Origin of the sequence: Pseudomonas sp. EYE_354, from assembly GCF_023148575.1 — a bacterium.
In the GTDB taxonomy this organism is placed as follows: domain Bacteria; phylum Pseudomonadota; class Gammaproteobacteria; order Pseudomonadales; family Pseudomonadaceae; genus Aquipseudomonas.
This window is the reverse complement of the sequence record NZ_JAHXNQ010000012.1, coordinates 37,126-56,332: the sequence shown is the minus strand read 5'-3', so window position 1 is coordinate 56,332 and position 19,207 is coordinate 37,126. Positions and strand designations below refer to the sequence as shown.

At 58.9% G+C, this 19,207-nt stretch carries 18 protein-coding genes and 1 pseudogene; 15 read left to right on the top strand and 4 right to left on the bottom strand.

The genetic code is table 11. From position 1 onward, the window contains the following. Positions 1-41 precede the first annotated feature (41 nt). Positions 42-281, bottom strand: a pseudogene (gene tauA / locus KZX66_RS17450) (taurine ABC transporter substrate-binding protein); the annotation flags it as partial. Positions 282-651: 370 nt separating this feature from the next. Between tauA and KZX66_RS17445 the strand changes: the two are divergent. Further along, the gene (locus KZX66_RS17445; RefSeq protein WP_248081652.1) at positions 652-2,052 is read left to right on the top strand and encodes an OprD family porin; all 1,401 of its coding nucleotides are present in this window, start codon (positions 652-654) and stop codon (positions 2,050-2,052) included. 290 nt (positions 2,053-2,342) lie between these two features. Further along, positions 2,343-2,981, top strand: coding sequence for a peroxiredoxin (locus tag KZX66_RS17440; RefSeq protein WP_248081650.1), 639 nt, complete (start codon positions 2,343-2,345; stop codon positions 2,979-2,981). Here the strand turns inward: KZX66_RS17440 and KZX66_RS17435 are convergent. Beyond that, complete coding sequence (locus KZX66_RS17435) at positions 2,959-3,243, bottom strand: hypothetical protein (protein WP_248081648.1); 285 nt, start codon at positions 3,241-3,243, stop codon at positions 2,959-2,961. The two genes, KZX66_RS17440 and KZX66_RS17435, sit on opposite strands and share 23 nt — an antisense overlap. Between KZX66_RS17435 and ssuE the strand changes: the two genes are divergently transcribed. The 6 genes from ssuE (at position 3,230) to KZX66_RS17405 (ending at position 7,928) form a co-directional block, all read left to right on the top strand. Next, the gene (gene ssuE, locus KZX66_RS17430; protein WP_248081646.1) at positions 3,230-3,823 is read left to right on the top strand and encodes an NADPH-dependent FMN reductase; all 594 of its coding nucleotides are present in this window, start codon (positions 3,230-3,232) and stop codon (positions 3,821-3,823) included. The two genes, KZX66_RS17435 and ssuE, sit on opposite strands and share 14 nt — an antisense overlap. A gap of 93 nt (positions 3,824-3,916) precedes the next feature. Beyond that, complete coding sequence (locus tag KZX66_RS17425) at positions 3,917-4,885, top strand: sulfonate ABC transporter substrate-binding protein (protein ID WP_248081644.1); 969 nt, start codon at positions 3,917-3,919, stop codon at positions 4,883-4,885. Between the two features lie 26 nt (positions 4,886-4,911). Further along, a complete protein-coding gene (gene ssuD, locus KZX66_RS17420; RefSeq protein ID WP_248081642.1) occupies positions 4,912-6,060 on the top strand; it encodes an FMNH2-dependent alkanesulfonate monooxygenase in 1,149 nt (382 codons plus the stop codon). Between the two features lie 9 nt (positions 6,061-6,069). Beyond that, positions 6,070-6,858: an aliphatic sulfonate ABC transporter permease SsuC gene (gene ssuC / locus KZX66_RS17415; protein ID WP_248081640.1), complete on the top strand. Its 789-nt coding sequence runs from the start codon at positions 6,070-6,072 to the stop codon at positions 6,856-6,858. Next, positions 6,855-7,661 carry an aliphatic sulfonates ABC transporter ATP-binding protein gene (gene ssuB, locus KZX66_RS17410; protein ID WP_248081638.1) on the top strand — a complete coding sequence of 269 codons (807 nt, stop codon included), beginning with the start codon at positions 6,855-6,857 and terminating at the stop codon, positions 7,659-7,661. The genes ssuC and ssuB overlap by 4 nt, the downstream gene beginning before the upstream one ends. Positions 7,662-7,712: 51 nt before the next feature. Continuing rightward, positions 7,713-7,928, top strand: coding sequence for a TOBE domain-containing protein (locus KZX66_RS17405; protein ID WP_003176783.1), 216 nt, complete (start codon positions 7,713-7,715; stop codon positions 7,926-7,928). 56 nt (positions 7,929-7,984) lie between these two features. On the opposite strand, the gene KZX66_RS17400 is transcribed toward KZX66_RS17405, so the two are convergent. Next, a complete protein-coding gene (locus KZX66_RS17400) occupies positions 7,985-8,617 on the bottom strand; it encodes a TetR/AcrR family transcriptional regulator (protein WP_248081636.1) in 633 nt (210 codons plus the stop codon). A 257-nt stretch (positions 8,618-8,874) separates the two neighbouring features. Continuing rightward, positions 8,875-10,251, bottom strand: coding sequence for a glutamine synthetase family protein (locus KZX66_RS17395; protein WP_201140833.1), 1,377 nt, complete (start codon positions 10,249-10,251; stop codon positions 8,875-8,877). A gap of 597 nt (positions 10,252-10,848) precedes the next feature. Between KZX66_RS17395 and KZX66_RS17390 the strand changes: the two genes are divergently transcribed. From KZX66_RS17390 to KZX66_RS17360, 7 genes are all read left to right on the top strand, one after another. Then, positions 10,849-12,207 (top strand): glutamine synthetase family protein, encoded by a 1,359-nt coding sequence (locus KZX66_RS17390; protein ID WP_057014226.1) that lies wholly within the window; start codon positions 10,849-10,851, stop codon positions 12,205-12,207. Positions 12,208-12,265: 58 nt separating this feature from the next. Continuing rightward, entirely contained in the window at positions 12,266-13,630 is a 1,365-nt protein-coding gene (locus tag KZX66_RS17385) for an aspartate aminotransferase family protein (protein ID WP_248081634.1), read from the top strand. A 182-nt stretch (positions 13,631-13,812) separates the two neighbouring features. Beyond that, complete coding sequence (locus KZX66_RS17380; protein WP_282445978.1) at positions 13,813-14,907, top strand: polyamine ABC transporter substrate-binding protein; 1,095 nt, start codon at positions 13,813-13,815, stop codon at positions 14,905-14,907. 150 nt (positions 14,908-15,057) lie between these two features. Then, positions 15,058-16,152: a polyamine ABC transporter substrate-binding protein gene (locus KZX66_RS17375; RefSeq protein ID WP_282445973.1), complete on the top strand. Its 1,095-nt coding sequence runs from the start codon at positions 15,058-15,060 to the stop codon at positions 16,150-16,152. Between the two features lie 66 nt (positions 16,153-16,218). Beyond that, positions 16,219-17,361, top strand: a complete 1,143-nt coding sequence (gene potA / locus KZX66_RS17370; RefSeq protein ID WP_248081630.1) for a polyamine ABC transporter ATP-binding protein — start codon at positions 16,219-16,221, stop codon at positions 17,359-17,361. Then, the gene (locus KZX66_RS17365; protein ID WP_248081628.1) at positions 17,358-18,278 is read left to right on the top strand and encodes an ABC transporter permease subunit; all 921 of its coding nucleotides are present in this window, start codon (positions 17,358-17,360) and stop codon (positions 18,276-18,278) included. The genes potA and KZX66_RS17365 overlap by 4 nt, the downstream gene beginning before the upstream one ends. Further along, positions 18,275-19,159: an ABC transporter permease subunit gene (locus KZX66_RS17360; RefSeq protein ID WP_003176774.1), complete on the top strand. Its 885-nt coding sequence runs from the start codon at positions 18,275-18,277 to the stop codon at positions 19,157-19,159. Before KZX66_RS17365 ends, KZX66_RS17360 begins: the two co-directional genes overlap by 4 nt. Positions 19,160-19,207: the final 48 nt, after the last annotated feature.

Sequence of the window (19,207 nt, the reverse complement as noted above, 5' to 3'; positions counted from 1 at the left end):
GCTGTGCCGCCTTTGAGCAGCGCTTCGGTTTGCTGTGCCTTACGCACTACCCATGCTTTAGAAGTACTGATTTGCGCCGATATGTTGAAGACGACGTTGGCTAAATGGCGCAAGTCTGCCGCCGCCGGGGGGCTTGAACCGAGGTTGCCGATGTGTCTATCGCCCGGCGCAGGGGCGGTGAGTACTCGCGGCCGGCTGTCAAAGCGGCCCTGGACAGCGAAAGAAATTATTAGTGACACAAAAACTGTAACAAATTGACGGGAGGATATGCCTTTCGCCATCATGGCGTCGCCTTTTTGATCGTGGGTGACGTATGCGGCAGAGCGTCCATACTGATCGATCTAAAAAAGTGCTAACAAATACCCTTTAGGAATTAGCTTATGCAGCGTCGAGTCTTCCCTGGCTGGACCGCGCTATGCAAATGCTTATTCCTGGATCGTATGAAAAAGAATGAAATAATTCTTTTTGGGTGTATGAAAAACTCATTACCCTGCAGGGACCAAATCAACGGTGATTAGACCAAGGTAGTAGACACACAAGGTTACGATTGACTTGCCAGTCACTATCCGGTGCTAATCGCGCATCTGTGGATCGAGGGCGTCAGACCCGAGACCAAAGAAATACAAAAATTAGAAACGAGAGGAGCGGTACATGAAGAAGTCCACCTTGGCTTTGGCTGTAGCTTTGGGCGCAATCGCCCAGCACGCAGGCGCGGCCGGTTTCATCGAAGACAGCAAGGCCACACTGGGCTTGCGTAACTTCTACATCAACACTGATAACCGTGACGACGCTACCAAAGCGGCCGGCGCGCAGAACAAGGCGGAAGAGTGGGGCCAAGCTTTTGACCTGCGCTTCATCTCCGGTTACACCCAAGGCACCGTAGGCTTCGGTCTTGACGCTATCGGCCTGCTGGGCGTGCGTCTGGATTCGGGTGGTGGCACCAACGGCGCCACCGCTGCGTCGACTGGTAATGCTGGCTCTTACGGCGGTACGGTTTTCCCGAGCAAGTCCAATGGCGAAGCCGTTGATAACTACTCCAGCCTGGGCCTGACCGCTAAAGTCAAGATCTCCCAGACCGAACTGAAGTTGGGTACTTTGCAGCCTAAGCTGCCGGTCATCGTCACCAACGACGGTCGTCTGTTGCCGCAAACTTTCCAGGGTGGCCAGATCACCACCAACGACATCAAGGACCTGACGCTGGTTGCCGGTCAGATCGAAAAAGCCAAGGGTCGTAACTCCAGCAACGTCGAGAACCTGTCTCTCGCGGGTGCCAACGGCCGTACAGCTGCTGGCCGCGACACCAACAAGTTCTACTACGCTGGTGGCGACTACAAGATCACCAAAGACCTGACTGCCCAGTACTACTACGGCAATCTGGATCAGTTCTACAAACAGCACTTCCTGGGCTTGCTGCACAACTGGGCGATTGGTCCAGGCGTGTTGAAAACCGACTTGCGCTACTTCAATAGCCGCGCTGACGGTGCCAACAGCCACGACGCCAACTACTTCACCACCGGTGATTACGGCACTACCGCTGCTGGCGCTAACGTCACCAAAGGTAAAGTCGACAACAACCTGTACAGCGGCTTGTTCCTGTATTCGGTGGCCGGTCACACCTTCGGTGGTGGTTATCAGGTCAGCAACGGTGACAGCGACTTCCCATGGTTGAACCAAGGCGACGGTTCGTCGGCTTACTTGACCACTGACTCGCAGATCTCCAAGTTTGCCCGTGCTGGCGAACGTACATGGCAAGCTCGCTACGCGTATGACTTCGCTAAAGTGGGTGTGCCAGGTTTGACTGCTGGTGTGGTTTACCTGCGTGGCGACAATATCGATACCCGCGGTCGAGTGGGTGTTGCCCAGGTCCAAACAAACTCCAATGGCGCGAACGAGTGGGAGCGTGACATCACTGTTGCCTACGTCGTACCAGAAGGTACGTTCAAGAACGTCGGTGTGGCCTGGAAAAACGCCATGTGGCGCAACGATATTGCCGGTCAGCGCAACCAAGACGAAAACCGCGTAATCGTCAGCTACTCGCTGCCACTGCTGTAATAGCGTAAAGCTGTTGTAAGACCGTAAAACCTTGCCCGGCGCAACGCCGGGCAAGGTGTCTTGCTTTTCAAGTCGGGCTAAACCCCCGCAAGCCCTTCCTGAACCCCTCTTTACAGCGTCTCAAGGCCTTCTCGAACCTTGAAAGCGATGTTGCACCTCGCCCTTTCCCGCGTCCAATGAACACATTTTTAATATTCTTTTATCGTCTAGATAAATCGATATTTATTCTTTTTAAATAATCTGCAATCCATGCACAGTAGGCTCCATAAGTATTCATCAGGAGCCACACCATGAGCCTAAGACTGGGCGATATCGCCCCCGACTTCGAACAGGATTCCAGCGCCGGCAAGATTCGCTTTCATGAATGGCTGGGCGACAGCTGGGGCGTGTTGTTTTCCCATCCGGCGGACTTCACCCCGGTGTGCACCACCGAGCTGGGGTTTACCGCCAAGCTCAAGGATGAATTCGCCAAGCGTGGCGTCAAGGCCATCGCCCTGTCGGTCGACCCGGTGGACTCGCACCACAAGTGGATTGAAGACATCAACGAAACCCAGCACACCGTGGTCAACTTCCCGATCCTGGCTGACGCTGACCGCAAGGTCTCGGACCTGTACGACCTGATCCACCCGAACGCCAGTGACACCCTTACCGTGCGTTCTTTGTTCGTGATCGACCCGAACAAAAAGATTCGCCTGACGATTACTTATCCGGCCAGCACTGGGCGTAACTTCCATGAAATCCTGCGGGTTATCGACTCGCTGCAGCTGACCGACAACCACAAGGTCGCCACGCCCGCCAACTGGCAGGACGGTGATGATGTGGTGATCGTGCCGTCGCTCAAGGATGAAGAAGAGATCAACAAGCGCTTTCCCAAGGGTTACAAGGCAGTGAAGCCCTATCTGCGGCTCACCCCACAACCCAATCGCTGAAGCTCGGGGGCTTGTCCCCGATGGCGTCACCAAATGCACCGCCTTTCAAGCTGAATGACACAGGGGTTTTCAGGCCGTTTCCACGGCCTTTTTTTCGTCTGGTGACTTCAAAACCGTATATGCAATTAAAGAATAAACAAATGAAAAAATAAGATTTATAGATATATAAATCTACTGATAAGGTCTGTTCCATCTTGGCGCCATCGCCCACCCAGCGAACCGCCGGCACTTGCTCAAGGAATCCCTGCATGTTGGTCGTCACACTTGGAGGCAGTCCCAGTCAGCGTTCCCGTTCCGGGGTCCTGCTGGAAAAAACCCGTCAATGGTTGCAAGACAAAGGCGTTGAAGTGGTGAGTTACCAGGTACGGGACTTCCCGGCCGAAGACCTGCTGCACGCACGCTTCGACAGCCCAAAGGTCATCGACCTGCTGCAACAGGTGGCTAACGCCGACGGCCTGGTGATCGCCACGCCGGTGTACAAGGCGTCATTCTCCGGGGCGCTGAAGACCGTGCTCGACCTGCTGCCTGAACGCGCGCTGGCCCACAAGGTCGTGTTGCCGATGGCCACGGGCGGCAGCATCGCCCACATGCTGGCAGTGGACTATGCCTTGAAACCGGTGCTGTCGGCGCTGAAGGCCCAGGAATTGCTCCACGGCATTTTTGCCGAAGACAGCCAGATCGCCTATGGCGAGGGCAGCGTTCAGGCGCAACTGGTGCCGGTGCTCGAGCAGCGTTTGCACGAGGCGCTTGAAACGCTCTACAGCGCCATGGCCCGTCGCCCGAAACCGCTGGACCCCCATGTATTGAATGATCGTTTGTTGACTGCTCGCTGGAGCATCTAAGCCTCACCCCTTTAAGAAACACTCACCTTACTCAGCCGCCAACGGCCAAGCAGGTGCAGCCAAAACCCTCATCGCATAATTGGAGAGAGCGCCATGCGCACTGTCATTTTGCGTCGTGGCCTGGTCGCACTGTTTGCTGCGGCTGTGTCCTTCGGCGCCATTGTTCAAGCCCAAGCCGCCGAGACCTTGCGGATCGGTTATCAGAAATACGGCACCCTGGTGCTGCTCAAAGCCAAGGGCACCCTGGAAAAACGCCTGGCCGCCAAAGGCGTGCAGGTGCAGTGGACCGAGTTTCCCGGTGGGCCGCAATTGCTCGAAGGCCTGAACGTCGGTTCCATCGACTTCGGCGTGACCGGCGAAACCCCGCCCGTGTTCGCCCAGGCGGCCGGTGCCGATCTGCTCTACGTCGCCTACGAGCCGCCCGCGCCGACCAGTGAAGCGATCCTGGTACCCAAGGACTCGACGATCACATCCGTGGCCGAGCTTAAGGGCAAGAAAATCGTGCTCAATAAAGGCTCCAACGTGCACTACCTGTTGGTACGTGCCCTCGAAGACGCCGGCCTGAAATACACCGACGTGCAGACCGTTTTCCTGCCGCCCGCCGATGCCCGCGCCGCGTTCGAGCGCGGCAGCGTGGACGCCTGGGTGATCTGGGACCCGTACCAGGCCGCCGCCGAGAAACAATTGCAAGCCCGCACCCTGCGTGACGGTACCGGCATTGCCGACAACCACCAGTTCTACCTGGCCACCAAGCCGTATGCCGAGCAACACCCGGACGTGATCACGGCACTGGTGGAAGAAGTGCGTGCAGTGGGCGAATGGTCCAAGGCCAACCCGCAGGAAGTCACCGAACAAGTCGCACCGCTGCTCGGCCTGCCGGCTGACATCACCCTGACCTCGGTGAAGCGCCAGGGCTACGGCGCGCTGTTTCTCACGCCTGAAGTGGTCGCCGCCCAACAAAAAATCGCCGACAGCTTCTACCAACTCAAATTGATCCCTAAACCCTTGAGCATCAAGGACGTGATCTGGACGCCACCGGCCGCTGTGGCCAAAGCGCCGTAATCCGACTTTCTTCAGGAGACAACTCCATGAGCCTCACTATTTTCTGGTTCCTGCCTACCCACGGCGACGGCCATTACCTCGGCACTGCCGAAGGCGCCCGCGCTGTCGATCACGGTTACCTGCAGCAAGTGGCCCAGGCCGCCGACCGTCTCGGCTTCGGTGGGGTGTTGATTCCCACCGGGCGCTCCTGCGAAGACTCCTGGCTGGTGGCCGCCTCGCTGATCCCGGTGACCCAGCGCTTGAAGTTTCTCGTCGCCCTGCGCCCCGGGATCATCTCGCCGACGGTGGCCGCGCGTCAGGCGGCGACCCTGGATCGTCTGTCCGGCGGTCGTGCGTTGTTCAACCTGGTGACCGGCGGTGACCCGGAAGAGTTGGCCGGCGACGGCTTGTTCCTCAGTCATGAAGAGCGCTACCAGGCGTCAGTGGAGTTCACCCGTATATGGCGCCGCGTGCTGGAAGGCGAAACCGTGGATTACGACGGCGAACACATCAGCGTCAAAGGCGCCAAATTGCTCTACCCACCGATCCAGCAGCCACGTCCGCCGCTGTACTTCGGCGGCTCCTCGGAAGCGGCCCAGGACCTGGCCGCCGAACAAGTGGAGATGGTGCTGACCTGGGGCGAGCCGCCGGCGGCTGTCGCCGAGAAAATCGAACAGGTACGGGCCAAGGCCGCCAAGCTGGGGCGTACCGTGCGTTTCGGTATTCGCTTGCATGTGATCGTGCGCGAAACCAACGATGAAGCGTGGAAGGCGGCCGACAAGCTGATCTCCCATCTGGACGACGACACCATCGCCCGTGCCCAGGCTTCCCTGGCGCGCTTCGACTCGGTCGGCCAGCAGCGCATGGCAGCGTTGCACGGCGGCAGCCGCGACAACCTGGAAGTCAGCCCCAACCTGTGGGCCGGCGTCGGCCTGGTGCGCGGCGGTGCCGGTACGGCGTTGGTGGGCGATGGCCCCACCGTCGCCGCGCGGGTCAAGGAGTACGCCGCGCTGGGTATCGACACCTTTATCTTCTCTGGTTATCCGCACCTGGAAGAGTCGTATCGCGTCGCCGAACTGCTGTTCCCGCACCTGGATATCGAGCGTCCGGAGTTGCCCAAGAGCGCCGGCTATGTGAGCCCGTTCGGCGAAATGGTCGCCAACGACATCCTGCCCAAAGCCGCGTCACAGAGCTGAGGCGGCGTTATGAGCTACGAAAAAATAAGCCATCGTGTCGCGCCCTTGGTGCTGCCGGTTTTGTTGCTTGCGGTGTGGCAGTTGTCGGTGTCGGCGGGCTGGTTGTCGACGCGCATCCTGCCGGCTCCCAGCGCGGTCATTGACGCCGGGGTTCGCCTGGTGGCCAGCGGTGAAATCTGGACGCACCTGGCCATCAGTGGCTGGCGCGCGGGCCTGGGATTTGTGATCGGCGGCGGCATCGGCCTGGCGCTGGGGTTTATCACCGGTTTGTCGGCGTGGGGCGAGCGCCTGCTGGACAGCTCGGTGCAGATGATCCGCAACGTGCCGCACCTGGCGCTGATCCCGCTGGTAATCCTGTGGTTCGGCATTGACGAAACCGCGAAGATTTTCCTGGTGGCCCTCGGCACGCTGTTCCCGATTTACCTCAACACCTATCACGGCATCCGCAACGTCGACCCGGCGCTGGTGGAAATGTCGCGCAGTTACGGGTTGTCCGGCTTCAGCCTGTTCTGGCAGGTGATCCTGCCGGGGGCGCTGCCGTCGATCCTGGTGGGTGTGCGCTTTGCCCTGGGCTTTATGTGGTTGACGCTGATCGTGGCGGAAACCATCTCGGCCAGCTCAGGCATCGGTTACCTGGCGATGAACGCCCGTGAATTCCTGCAGACCGACGTGGTGGTGCTGGCCATCGTGATGTACGCGATCCTCGGCAAATTGGCCGACCTGGCCGCGCGCGGTCTGGAGCGTGTGTGGCTGCGTTGGCATCCGGCGTATCAAGTGAATAAAGGCGGTGCGGCATGACGGCTCAACAACCTGCGCGCCTGCTCAAAGGGATCCCACTGGCGGTGCGCAAACTGCGCAAGTCGTTCGGTGCCCGTGAAGTGCTCAAAGGGATTGATCTGCACATTCCGGCGGGCCAGTTCGTGGCGGTGGTGGGGCGCAGCGGTTGCGGCAAAAGCACCTTGCTGCGCCTGCTGGCCGGCCTGGACAACGCCACTGATGGCGAGCTGCTGGCCGGTTCCGCGCCGCTTTGCGAGGCAATCGAAGACACTCGGTTGATGTTCCAGGAAGCCCGTTTGCTGCCCTGGAAAAAGATCATCGACAACGTGGGCCTGGGCCTTAAAGGCAACTGGCGCCCTAAAGCGCTGCAAGCCCTGGAGGCGGTCGGCCTCGCTGAGCGCGCCCATGAATGGCCGGCAGCCTTGTCCGGTGGCCAGAAGCAACGCGTGGCCCTGGCCCGTGCGTTGATCCACCAGCCGCGCCTGTTGCTGCTCGATGAGCCGCTCGGCGCGCTGGATGCACTGACCCGCATCGAGATGCAGCAACTGATCGAAAACCTGTGGCGCACGCACGGTTTCACCGTGTTGCTGGTGACCCACGACGTCAGTGAGGCTGTATCGATTGCCGACCGGGTCATCCTGATTGAAGACGGCGAAATCGGCCTGGACCTGATCGTCGACCTGCCCCGCCCACGGGCCCGTGGCTCCCACCGCCTGGCCGCGCTGGAAGCCGAAGTGCTCAACCGTGTGCTGGCGTTACCCGGCACCCCGCCGGAACCCGAACCTGTTTCACCGCTGCCCACGCAACTGCGTTGGGCGCAATAAAGCAGCGGCACGCTTCGAGCTTGCCGCTATTTCGACTCGAGGAGAAATCGCATGACTATTAAAGCCATCAACGTACGTAACCAGTTCAAAGGCACCATCAAGGAAATCGTGGTCGGCGACGTACTGTCGGAAATCGACGTGCAGACGGCATCGGGCATCGTGACTTCGGTGATCACCACGCGCTCGGTCAAAGAGCTGGAGTTGGTGATTGGCAGCGAAGTGATCGCCTTTGTGAAATCCACCGAGGTGTCGATTGCCAAGTTGTAAGGGGCGTTGTTTTTGAGGCCGTCATCGAGGGCTTGCCCTTGATGAGGTCGACCTCGTCAGCGCTTGGGCAGGTAAGCCGGTAAATACAGTCCCACATACGCATCAAACACGCGCATGCCTTCTTCCGCCATGCGCGGTGTGATCTGCCCGTGCTGATGCACCGAGCGCGCGTACACGCGGTCGCTCAGCTCCAGCGCCAGGGCGAACACGTCCACGTCATGGGGTAAAGCCGGCACCTCGAAGTGTCGGTTGAAGACCTCCAGCATCAAATCCCCCAGCTCCAGATCATGTTGTCGATCTGCCTGAGTCACTTCGGTGAGGCCGTGCTGCGTCAGGATCAACTGGCGGGCGGCGGCGTCCTGGCTGTACACGCTGAGCATGCGCTGCTCGATCACGCAGGACAGGTCGCGCCAGTGTTTGAGTGAGTCGTGATCGATCGGCGCCTGAATGGCTGCGCGAAACGCCGCGTGAACATCGGCCGTCAAGGCCTCCAACAGCGCCGGCACACTGGCGAAAAAGTGATACACCGACGACGGCGGAATCTGCGCGCGTTCGGCCACGCTGTAGATCGACAACCCGGCCACGCCTTCGGCGGCCAGCAAGGTGCGGGCTGCGTCAAGAATCGCATCAATCCGGGCCTGGCTGCGGGCGCGGGGTTTGCGAGGGGCAGCGGCGGGGCGGGTGGTCATGGAAGTCTCCTACAAGGCAGAGCGCATTGTACGCAGAGCTTGAGGATGATCCATACCTGGGAGGAGGCTGTGGTGAGTGTGCTTATGCGTTGAGCCGGCTTGCCGTGGTGCGCGGGCTTGTCCCGCGCCGGGCTGCGAAGCGGCCCCAATAAAAAACGCCGAGTTCTTCTGAAAGAACTCGGCGTTGGTGTTTAGGGCTGCTTAGCAGCCCGGCGCAGGACAAGCCTGCTCACCACAACATTTAATACAGCAACCGCTTACACGGTATGCAGGTACCAGTTGTATTCAAGGTCGGAGATGGAGTGTTCGAACTCTTCCAGCTCACTTTCCTTACAGGCGACGAAGATATCGATGTATTTAGGATCGATGTACTTGGCCATGACCTCGCTGTCGTCCAACTCGCGCAGCGCATCACGCAGGTTGTTCGGCAGGCTCTGCTCGTTTTGCTCGTAGCTGTTGCCTTCCACGGGTGCGCCCGGTTCGATCTTGTTGGTCAGACCGTGGTGCACGCCTGCCAAGACCGAAGCCATCAGCAGGTAAGGGTTGGCGTCGGCACCGGCCACACGGTGTTCGATACGTACGGCATCGGACGCGCCGGTTGGTACGCGAATCGCCACGGTGCGGTTGTCCAGGCCCCAGCACGGCGAATTCGGCACGTAGAACTGTGCGCCGAAACGACGGTAGGAGTTGACGTTGGGGCAAAGGAACGCCATCTGGGCGGGTAGGGTCTCCAGCACACCGCCGATCGCATGACGCAATGCGGCGTTCTGCTCGGGATCCTCACTGGCGAAGATGTTCTTGCCGTCTTTGTCCAGGATCGAAATGTGTACGTGCAGCCCGTTGCCTGCCTGGCCTGGGTAAGGCTTGGCCATGAAGGTGGTGTCCATCTCATGGTCGTAGGCGATGTTCTTGATCAGGCGCTTGAGCAGTACCGCGTAGTCGCAGGCCTTGATCGGGTCGGCCACGTGGTGCAGGTTCACTTCGAACTGCGCCGGGGCACTTTCCTTGACGATGGCGTCAGCCGGGATACCTTGCTCTTTGGCCCCTTCCAGAATGTCCTGTAGGCAGTCGACGTATTCGTCGAGGTCATCGATCAGGTAGACCTGTGTCGAGTGCGGGCGTTTGCCGGAGATCGGCGAGCGGGGTGGTTGTGGCCGGCCGTTCACGTTCTCCTGGTCGATCAGGTAGAACTCAAGCTCGAAGGCGGCACAGATGGTCAGACCCAGATCGTCGAATTTGCTGACGACTTGGCGCAGGACTTCGCGCGGATCGGCGAAGAAAGGTTCACCTTCAAGTTCGTGCATGGTCATCAGCAATTGCGCGGTAGGGCGCTTTTGCCAGGGCTCATTGCACAGGGTGTCGGGGATTGGATAACAGATTCGGTCAGCATCACCGATGTCCAGACCCAGGCCGGTGCTTTCCACCGTTGAGCCGTTGATATCCAGGGCAAATAAAGAGGCAGGCAGGTTAATGCCCTTCTCGTAAACCTTGTGGAGGCTGGTGCGTTCGATGCGCTTGCCGCGCACCACACCATTCATATCCGCAATTAGAAGGTCTACGTACAGAACCTCAGGATGATCCTTAAGGAACGCGTTCGCTTCGTTAAGCTGAACGGCACGCGGGGGTACCGACATGATGCAACACCTTTGTTGTTAAAAATATCAATCATTGATCTTTTCTGGTTTCAGTCAACCCGAACGGCATGCCGAAGTCAAGCGAGGCCTTTTTTGCCCTAAAAAAGCGCTCTGGTGGCTTTTTTGCGGGGTTTTGGGGCGGTTTTACGGGTTTGACCGGCTTGGGACTCGCGGGCTTGAGCGGGCCGTGTTGTATTTTTTACGGGGGTGTTGTGTAAAAAAATGAACAAGGCTAAGCTCGATTCAAACCCATAACAGCAATAATACCGGGGTGTTTCATGTTTCACCTGCCGCCACTCGGCGTCTCTGCCTGCTTGTGCCAGGCGTTGCCCGCAGTCCGTTCGCCCCGCGTGAATGCCTATGCTCCGGCCAATATTCTTGACGGCCAGTCAAACCTCTTCTTTGCCTCCTCACCTGCCCCCGATCGGCCTCTCTCTGCGCGGGCGATCATGATTCTGCACAACTTTGGCCTGAGGAATGCAACGTTGCAGCAAATGGCAGGTAAGCTCCTACCCTGAACGAAAAAACGACGCGGATGCTGCGTCAACCAACGCCTGGCCTTTAACGGATGCCAGGAAACCCAGCCCAGAGGCATTTATGAGTAACAACCTCGACCAGCTCACCGATTGGTTGAAAGACCACAAGATCACAGAAGTCGAATGCATGATTGGCGACCTGACCGGCATCACCCGGGGCAAGATTTCGCCGACCAACAAGTTCATCGCCGAAAAAGGCATGCGTCTGCCCGAGAGCGTTCTGTTGCAGACCGTGACCGGCGACTACGTCGAAGACGATATCTATTACGAATTGCTCGACCCGGCCGACATCGACATGATCTGCCGTCCCGACCAGAACGCCGTGTTCCTGGTGCCTTGGGCCATCGAGCCGACCGCCCAAGTGATCCACGATACCTACGACAAGCAAGGCAACCCCATCGAGTTGTCGCCGCGCAACGTGCTCAAGAAAGTCCTCAAGCTCTACGCCGACCGCGGCTGGCAGCCCATCGTGGCGCCGGAGATGGAGTTCTACCTGACCAAGCGCTGCGAAGATCCGGACTTCCCGCTGCAACCGCCGATCGGCCGTTCCGGGCGTCCGGAGACGGGTCGCCAGTCCTTCTCTATAGAAGCGGCCAACGAATTCGACCCGCTGTTCGAAGACGTCTACGACTGGTGCGAACTGCAAGAGCTGGACCTCGACACCCTGATCCACGAAGACGGCACCGCGCAGATGGAAATCAACTTCCGTCACGGCGATGCGCTGTCCCTGGCCGACCAGATCCTGGTGTTCAAGCGCACCATGCGTGAAGCCGCGCTCAAGCACAACGTGGCGGCCACCTTTATGGCCAAGCCGATGACCGGCGAGCCCGGCAGCGCGATGCACCTGCACCAGAGCATCATCGACATCGCCACCGGCAAGAACGTCTTCTCCAATGAAGACGGGACCATGAGCCAGCTGTTTCTCAACCACATTGGCGGTCTGCAGAAATTCATTCCCGAACTGCTGCCGCTGTTTGCCCCCAACGTGAACTCGTTCCGTCGCTTCCTGCCCGACACCTCGGCACCGGTGAACGTGGAGTGGGGTGAAGAAAACCGTACCGTCGGCCTGCGCGTGCCGGATGCCGGCCCACAGAACCGTCGCGTGGAAAACCGCCTGCCGGGCGCCGATGCCAACCCGTACCTGGCGATTGCCGCCAGCTTGTTGTGCGGCTACATCGGCATGGTCGAAGGCCACAACCCGAGCGCACCCGTGGTGGGTCGTGGTTACGAGCGCCGCAACCTGCGCCTGCCTTTGACCATCGAAGACGCCCTGGAGCGTATGGAAAACAGCAAGACCATCGAGAAATACCTGGGTCAGAAATTCATCACAGGCTACGTCGCGGTCAAGCGGGCCGAGCATGAAAACTTCAAGCGCGTGATCAGTTCGTGGGAGCGGGAATTCCTGCTCTTCGCCGTCTGATGCGCCGGGCGCCCGGGGCAACCCGAGCGCCCTTCACTGAAAAGTCTAGGAGATTGGTATGTCCAGCAACAACCCGCAAACCCGCGAATGGCAAGCCTTGAGCAGTGATCACCACCTGGCGCCGTTCAGCGACTTCAAGCAATTGAAAGAGAAAGGCCCGCGGATCATCACCAAAGCCCACGGCGTGTACTTGTGGGACAGCGAAGGCAACAAAATCCTCGACGGCATGGCCGGCCTGTGGTGCGTGGCGATCGGTTACGGTCGCGATGAACTGGCCGACGCCGCCGCCAAGCAAATGAAAGAACTGCCGTACTACAACCTGTTCTTCCAGACCGCTCACCCGCCGGTGCTGGAACTGGCCAAGGCCATTTCCGACATCGCGCCGGCCGGCATGAACCACGTGTTCTTCACCGGTTCCGGCTCCGAAGGCAACGACACCATGTTGCGCATGGTCCGCCATTACTGGGCGATCAAAGGCCAGCCGAACAAGAAAACCATCATCAGCCGCAAGAATGGCTACCACGGCTCGACCGTGGCCGGCGCCAGCCTGGGCGGCATGACTTATATGCACGAGCAGGGCGACTTGCCGATCCCTGGCATCACCCACATTGCCCAGCCGTACTGGTTCGGCGAAGGCGGCGACATGAGCCCCGATGAGTTCGGGGTCTGGGCCGCCAATCAATTGGAAGAGAAAATCCTCGAGCTGGGCGTGGACACCGTCGGCGCCTTTATTGCCGAGCCGATCCAGGGTGCCGGCGGCGTGATCGTGCCGCCTGCCACGTATTGGCCGCGCATCAAGGAAATTCTCGCCAAGTACGACATCCTGTTTATCGCCGACGAAGTGATCTGCGGTTTCGGCCGTACCGGCGAATGGTTCGGCAGCGATTTCTACGACCTCAAGCCGCACATGATGACCATCGCCAAGGGCCTGACCTCGGGCTATATCCCGATGGGCGGCCTGATTGTGCGCGATGACGTTGTGGCAGTGCTCAACGAAGGTGGCGATTTCAACCACGGTTTCACTTACTCCGGCCACCCGGTGGCTGCGGCGGTTGCCCTGGAAAACATCCGCATCCTGCGCGAAGAGAAAATCGTTAACCGCGTTCACGACGAAACGGCACCGTATTTGCAAAAGCGTCTGAGGGAGCTGGCTGATCACCCGTTGGTGGGCGAAGTTCGTGGTGTGGGCATGCTCGGTGCGATCGAGCTGGTGCAAGACAAGGCCACCCGCAAGCGTTATGAAGGCAAAGGCGTGGGCATGATTTGCCGCAACTTCTGTTTCAACAACGGCCTGATCATGCGCGCCGTGGGCGACACCATGATCATTTCGCCGCCGCTGGTGATCAGCAAGGCAGAAATCGACGAACTGGTGACCAAGGCGCGCAAGTGCCTGGACCTGACTTTGGAAGCATTGCAGGGCTAAGTGCTAGGCTCAGTGCCAAGCACACTGGGCAGTTATAAATGTAGGGGCTTTGGTTGAAAGCCGGCCCCTGAACTTGCCAGACTGTCGCCCTGTTTTGTTGCCCTCTGGAAGGGCCGCTGAACATAAAAAAACGTGGCCCAAAAAAGAAAAAATTGGAGCATCACCAAATGAAGGCATTAGGTTTGAAGAACGCTGGCAAGACCCTCCTCGCCTTGTCCCTGATGGGCGCAATCGCGGGCGCGGCCCAGGCAGACGATAAAGTGCTGCACGTCTACAACTGGTCCGACTACATTGCACCGGACACCATCGCCAACTTTGAAAAAGAGTCGGGCATTAAAGTGGTGTACGACGTGTTCGACAGCAACGAGACCCTCGAAGCCAAGTTGCTGGCAGGCAAGTCCGGTTACGACATCGTCGTACCGTCGAACAACTTCCTCGCCAAGCAGATCAAGGCCGGTGTCTACCAGGAGTTGGACAAGTCCAAGTTATCCAATTACGGCAACCTGAACAAATCCCTCCTTAAAGCCGTGTCGGTCAGCGACCCGGACAACAAGCACGCGTTCCCGTACATGTGGGGCTCGATCGGCATCGGCTACAACCCGGACAAGGTCAAGGCCGCGCTGGGCGTGGACAAGATCGATTCGTGGGACGTGCTGCTCAAGCCAGAAAACATCGCCAAGCTTAAAAGCTGCGGCGTGAGCTTCCTCGATTCGCCGACCGAAATGCTGCCGATCGCGCTGCATTACCTGGGCCTGCCAACCGACAGCCAGAAAAAAGCCGACCTCAAGCAAGCCGAAGATCTGTTCCTCAAGATCCGTCCTTCTATCGGCTACTTCCACTCCTCCAAGTACATCTCGGACCTGGCCAACGGCAACATCTGCGTGGCCGTGGGTTACTCGGGTGATATCCAGCAGGCCAAGTCCCGCGCGGCTGAAGCCGGCGGCAAGGTCAAAGTGGCCTACGACATTCCGAAAGAAGGCGCCGGTAGCTTCTTCGACATGGTCGCTGTCCCTAAAGATGCCGAAAACGTCGACGCTGCTTATAAGTTCATGAACTACCTGCTCAAGCCGGAAGTCATGGCCTCGATCACAAACAGCGTGCGTTTCCCGAACGGTAACGAGAAAGCCACGGCACTGGTTGATAAAGACATCACCAGCGATCCAGGTATCTACCCGCCAGCGGATGTGCAAGCCAAGCTCTACGCCATTGCTGATTTGCCTGCTGCCACCCAGCGTGAAATGACGCGCAGCTGGACCAAGATCAAGTCCGGCAAGTAAGCCGTAAAACCGGTGGGAGGGGGAAATCTCCCCCTCCCACACATTAAATGACAGAAAGTTTTGCCGGATCGGTTTATCGAGGGTAAGTTGCGCGCCGGTTTTGTTGCCGGGCAGCCACTTCAAGGCCCAACTATTTAAGAGGACCTCCACTTGCCAATTTCTTTATTTCGTCAAGCCATGCTGGTGGGCGCAGGTATCACGCTGGCTGTCAGCGTGCAGGCTGCACCGACGGTGCATATTTATAACTGGTCGGACTACATCGGTAACGACACCCTGGCCAACTTCGAAAAGGCCACCGGCATCAAGCCCGTGTATGACGTGTTTGATTCCAACGAAACCCTGGAAGGCAAGTTGTTGGCCGGGCGTACCGGTTATGACGTGGTGGTGCCGTCCAACCACTTCCTCGGCAAACAGATCAAGGCCGGGGCGTTCCAGAAGCTCGACAAGTCGTTGCTGACGAACTACGCGAATCTTGACCCGGCGTTGCTCAAGCGCCTGGAGAAAAACGATCCGGGTAATCAGTACGCCGTGCCGTACCTGTGGGGTACCAATGGCATCGGTTATAACGTCGACAAAGTGAAGCAAGTGCTGGGCGTCGACAAGATCGACTCCTGGGCGGTGCTGTTCGAGCCGGAAAACATGAAAAAGCTGGCCACCTGTGGCGTGTCGTTCATGGACTCGGCTGATGAAATGCTGCCGGCGGTGCTCAACTACATGGGTTTGAACCCCAACAGCACCAACCCTGAAGACTACAAGAAGGCCGAAGAAAAGCTGCTTAAAGTGCGGCCCTACGTGACCTACTTTCATTCCTCCAAATACATCTCGGACCTGGCCAACGGCAACATCTGTGTGGCGGCCGGTTTCTCGGGTGATGTGTTCCAGGCCAAGGCCCGCGCCAAAGAGGCGGGCAAGGGCGTGAACATCGCCTACGCGATTCCGAAAGAAGGCGGCAACCTGTGGTTTGACGTGCTGGCGATCCCCAAGGATGCCACCAACGTCAAAGAGGCCCATGCCTACATCAACTATTTGCTGCAACCTGAGGTCATCGCCCAGGTCAGTGATTACGTCGGTTATGCCAACCCTAACCCAGGGGCGGACAAACTGATGGAGCAATCGATACGCACCGACGAAGCGGTTTACCCACCGCAGGCGGTTCTCGAGCGGACATTCGTCAACTTCGAGCTACCCCCGAAAGTGCAACGTTTAATGACCCGTAGCTGGACCAAGATCAAGACGGGCAAGTAAGGCTCAAACTATCCTGGGTTCGTCCGCCTCGGGCGAACTGCACCATTTTTTTTGGGAGTTTCGTAAATGGCAGTTGCCTCCGGCGCCTATAAGAAAGCCCTCGAGGGCGACCAGACACCGAAAAAGGTGCTGGTCAAAATCGACCGGGTCACAAAGAAGTTCGACGAGACGATTGCCGTGGACGATGTGTCCCTGGAAATCAAGAAAGGCGAGATCTTCGCCTTGCTCGGCGGTTCGGGTTCGGGCAAATCCACGTTGCTGCGCATGCTCGCAGGCTTCGAACGCCCCACCGAAGGTCGCATCTACCTCGACGGTGTGGACATCACCGACATGCCGCCCTACGAGCGGCCGATCAACATGATGTTCCAGTCCTACGCCTTGTTTCCGCACATGACCGTCGCGCAGAACATCGCCTTCGGCCTGCAGCAGGACAAGATCCCCAAGGCTGAGGTCGACGCTCGTGTGGCCGAGATGCTCAAGCTGGTGCAGATGAGCCAATACGCCAAGCGCAAGCCGCACCAGTTGTCCGGCGGCCAGCGCCAGCGTGTGGCCCTGGCGCGTTCCCTGGCCAAGCGCCCGAAACTGCTGCTGCTCGATGAGCCCATGGGCGCCCTCGACAAAAAGCTGCGCTCGCAGATGCAGCTTGAGCTGGTGGAGATCATCGAGCGCGTGGGCGTGACCTGCGTGATGGTGACCCACGACCAGGAAGAGGCCATGACCATGGCCGAGCGTATCGCGATCATGCACTTGGGCTGGATCGCCCAGATCGGCAGCCCGATCGACATCTACGAAACCCCTACCAGCCGCCTGGTGTGCGAGTTCATCGGCAACGTCAACATCTTCGACACCCAAGTGGTGGACGATGCCGAAGGCCACGCGGTGCTCAAATGCCCGGACTTGGACCGCGATATCTACGTAGGTTACGGCATCCCCACTTCGGTGGAAGACAAGTCGGTGACCTATGCGATTCGTCCGGAAAAGCTGCTGGTGACCACCGAAATGCCGACCTGTGAACACAACTGGTCCAGCGGCAAGGTGCACGACATCGCCTACCTGGGCGGCCACTCGGTGTTCTACGTGGAGCTGCCAAGCGGCAAGCTGGTGCAGTCCTTCGTCGCCAACGCCGAGCGCCGCGGCCAGCGGCCGACCTGGGGTGATCAGGTGTACGTCTGGTGGGAAGACGACAGCGGCGTGGTACTTCGCTCATGAACATGAAAAAGCTCAAGCGGCGCTTGCACCGCATCGTCCCCAGCGGCAAGCAGGTGGTCATCGGGATACCGTTCCTGTGGCTGTTCCTATTCTTTGCCCTGCCGTTTTTCATCGTACTGAAAATCAGCTTTGCCGAAGCCGACGTGGCGATCCCGCCGTATACCGAGATCTACACCTACGTTGAGCAAAAGCTGCAGGTCGTGCTGAACCTGGCCAACTACGGTTTGCTCGCCGGTGACGAGCTGTACATCGCCGCCTACCTGGGTTCGCTGAAAATGGCGTTCTTCAGCACGCTGCTGTGCCTGTTGATCGGCTACCCGATGGCCTACGCAATTGCCACCGCGCGCAAAGAGATGCAGACCGTGCTGGTGCTGCTGATCATGATGCCGACCTGGACCGCGATCCTGATCCGTGTGTACGCCTGGATGGGCATCCTCAGCAACAACGGCCTGCTCAATGGTTTCCTGATGTCCATGGGGCTGATCAACGAGCCGGTGCAGATCCTCAACACCAACATCGCGGTGTATATCGGCGTGGTTTATTCGTACCTGCCGTTCATGATCCTGCCGCTGTACGCCAACCTGGTGAAGCATGACCAGAGCCTGCTGGAAGCGGCCTCTGACCTGGGTTCGAGCACCTTCAACAGCTTCTGGAAGATCACCGTGCCGCTGTCCAAGAACGGCATCATCGCCGGCTGCATGCTGGTATTTATCCCGGTGGTGGGCGAGTTCGTGATTCCGGAACTGCTCGGCGGCCCGGAAACCCTGATGATCGGTAAAGTATTGTGGCAAGAGTTCTTCAACAACCGTGACTGGCCGGTGGCGTCTGCCCTGGCGGTAGTGATGCTGGCGATTTTGATCGTGCCCATCATTCTGTTTAACCGCAGCCAAGCCAAAGAAATGGAGGGCAAGATATGAAGCGCGTCAGTTTCTCAAGCTTCATGCTGGTGGCGGGGTTGTTGTTCATCTACCTGCCAATGCTGATTCTGGTGATCTATTCGTTCAACGAATCCAAGCTGGTGACGGTGTGGGGCGGTTGGTCGATCAAGTGGTACGTGGGCCTGTTGGACAACACCCAACTGATGGGCTCGGTGGCGCGTTCGCTTGAGATCGCCTGCTATACGGCGGTGGCGGCGGTGGCACTGGGCACCTTGGCGGCGTTCGTGCTTACGCGCATCAGCCAGTTCAAGGGTCGCACGCTGTTCGGCGGCCTGGTGACGGCGCCTTTGGTCATGCCGGAAGTGATCACCGGTCTGTCGCTATTACTGCTGTTCGTGGCCATGGCGCAGATGATCGGCTGGCCCCAAGAGCGTGGCATTGTCACCATCTGGATCGCCCATACCACCTTCTGTGCCGCGTACGTAGCGGTGGTGGTGTCGGCGCGCTTGCGTGAGCTGGACCTGTCGATCGAAGAAGCGGCGATGGACCTGGGGGCGCGGCCGTGGAAGGTGTTCTTCCTGATCACCATCCCGATGATCGCGCCGTCCCTGGCTGCGGGCGGCATGATGTCGTTCGCGCTGTCCCTGGATGACCTGGTACTGGCCAGCTTCGTGTCGGGCCCGGGCTCGACTACCTTGCCGATGGAAGTGTTCTCGGCCGTGCGCCTTGGGGTCAAGCCCGAGATCAACGCCGTGGCGAGCCTGATCCTGTTGGCGGTGTCGCTGGTGACCTTCCTGGTGTGGTTCTTCAGCCGTCGTGCCGAAGAACACCGTAAGAAGGCCATTCAGCAGGCGATTGAAGAAGCCGCCGCAGATGGCTGGCAACAGCCGGACAAGCGTCGGGCTCCGGCGCCGGTCTAACGGCCGTAACAGGCGCAAAAGGTGGGAGGGGGCTTGCCCTCGATGGCG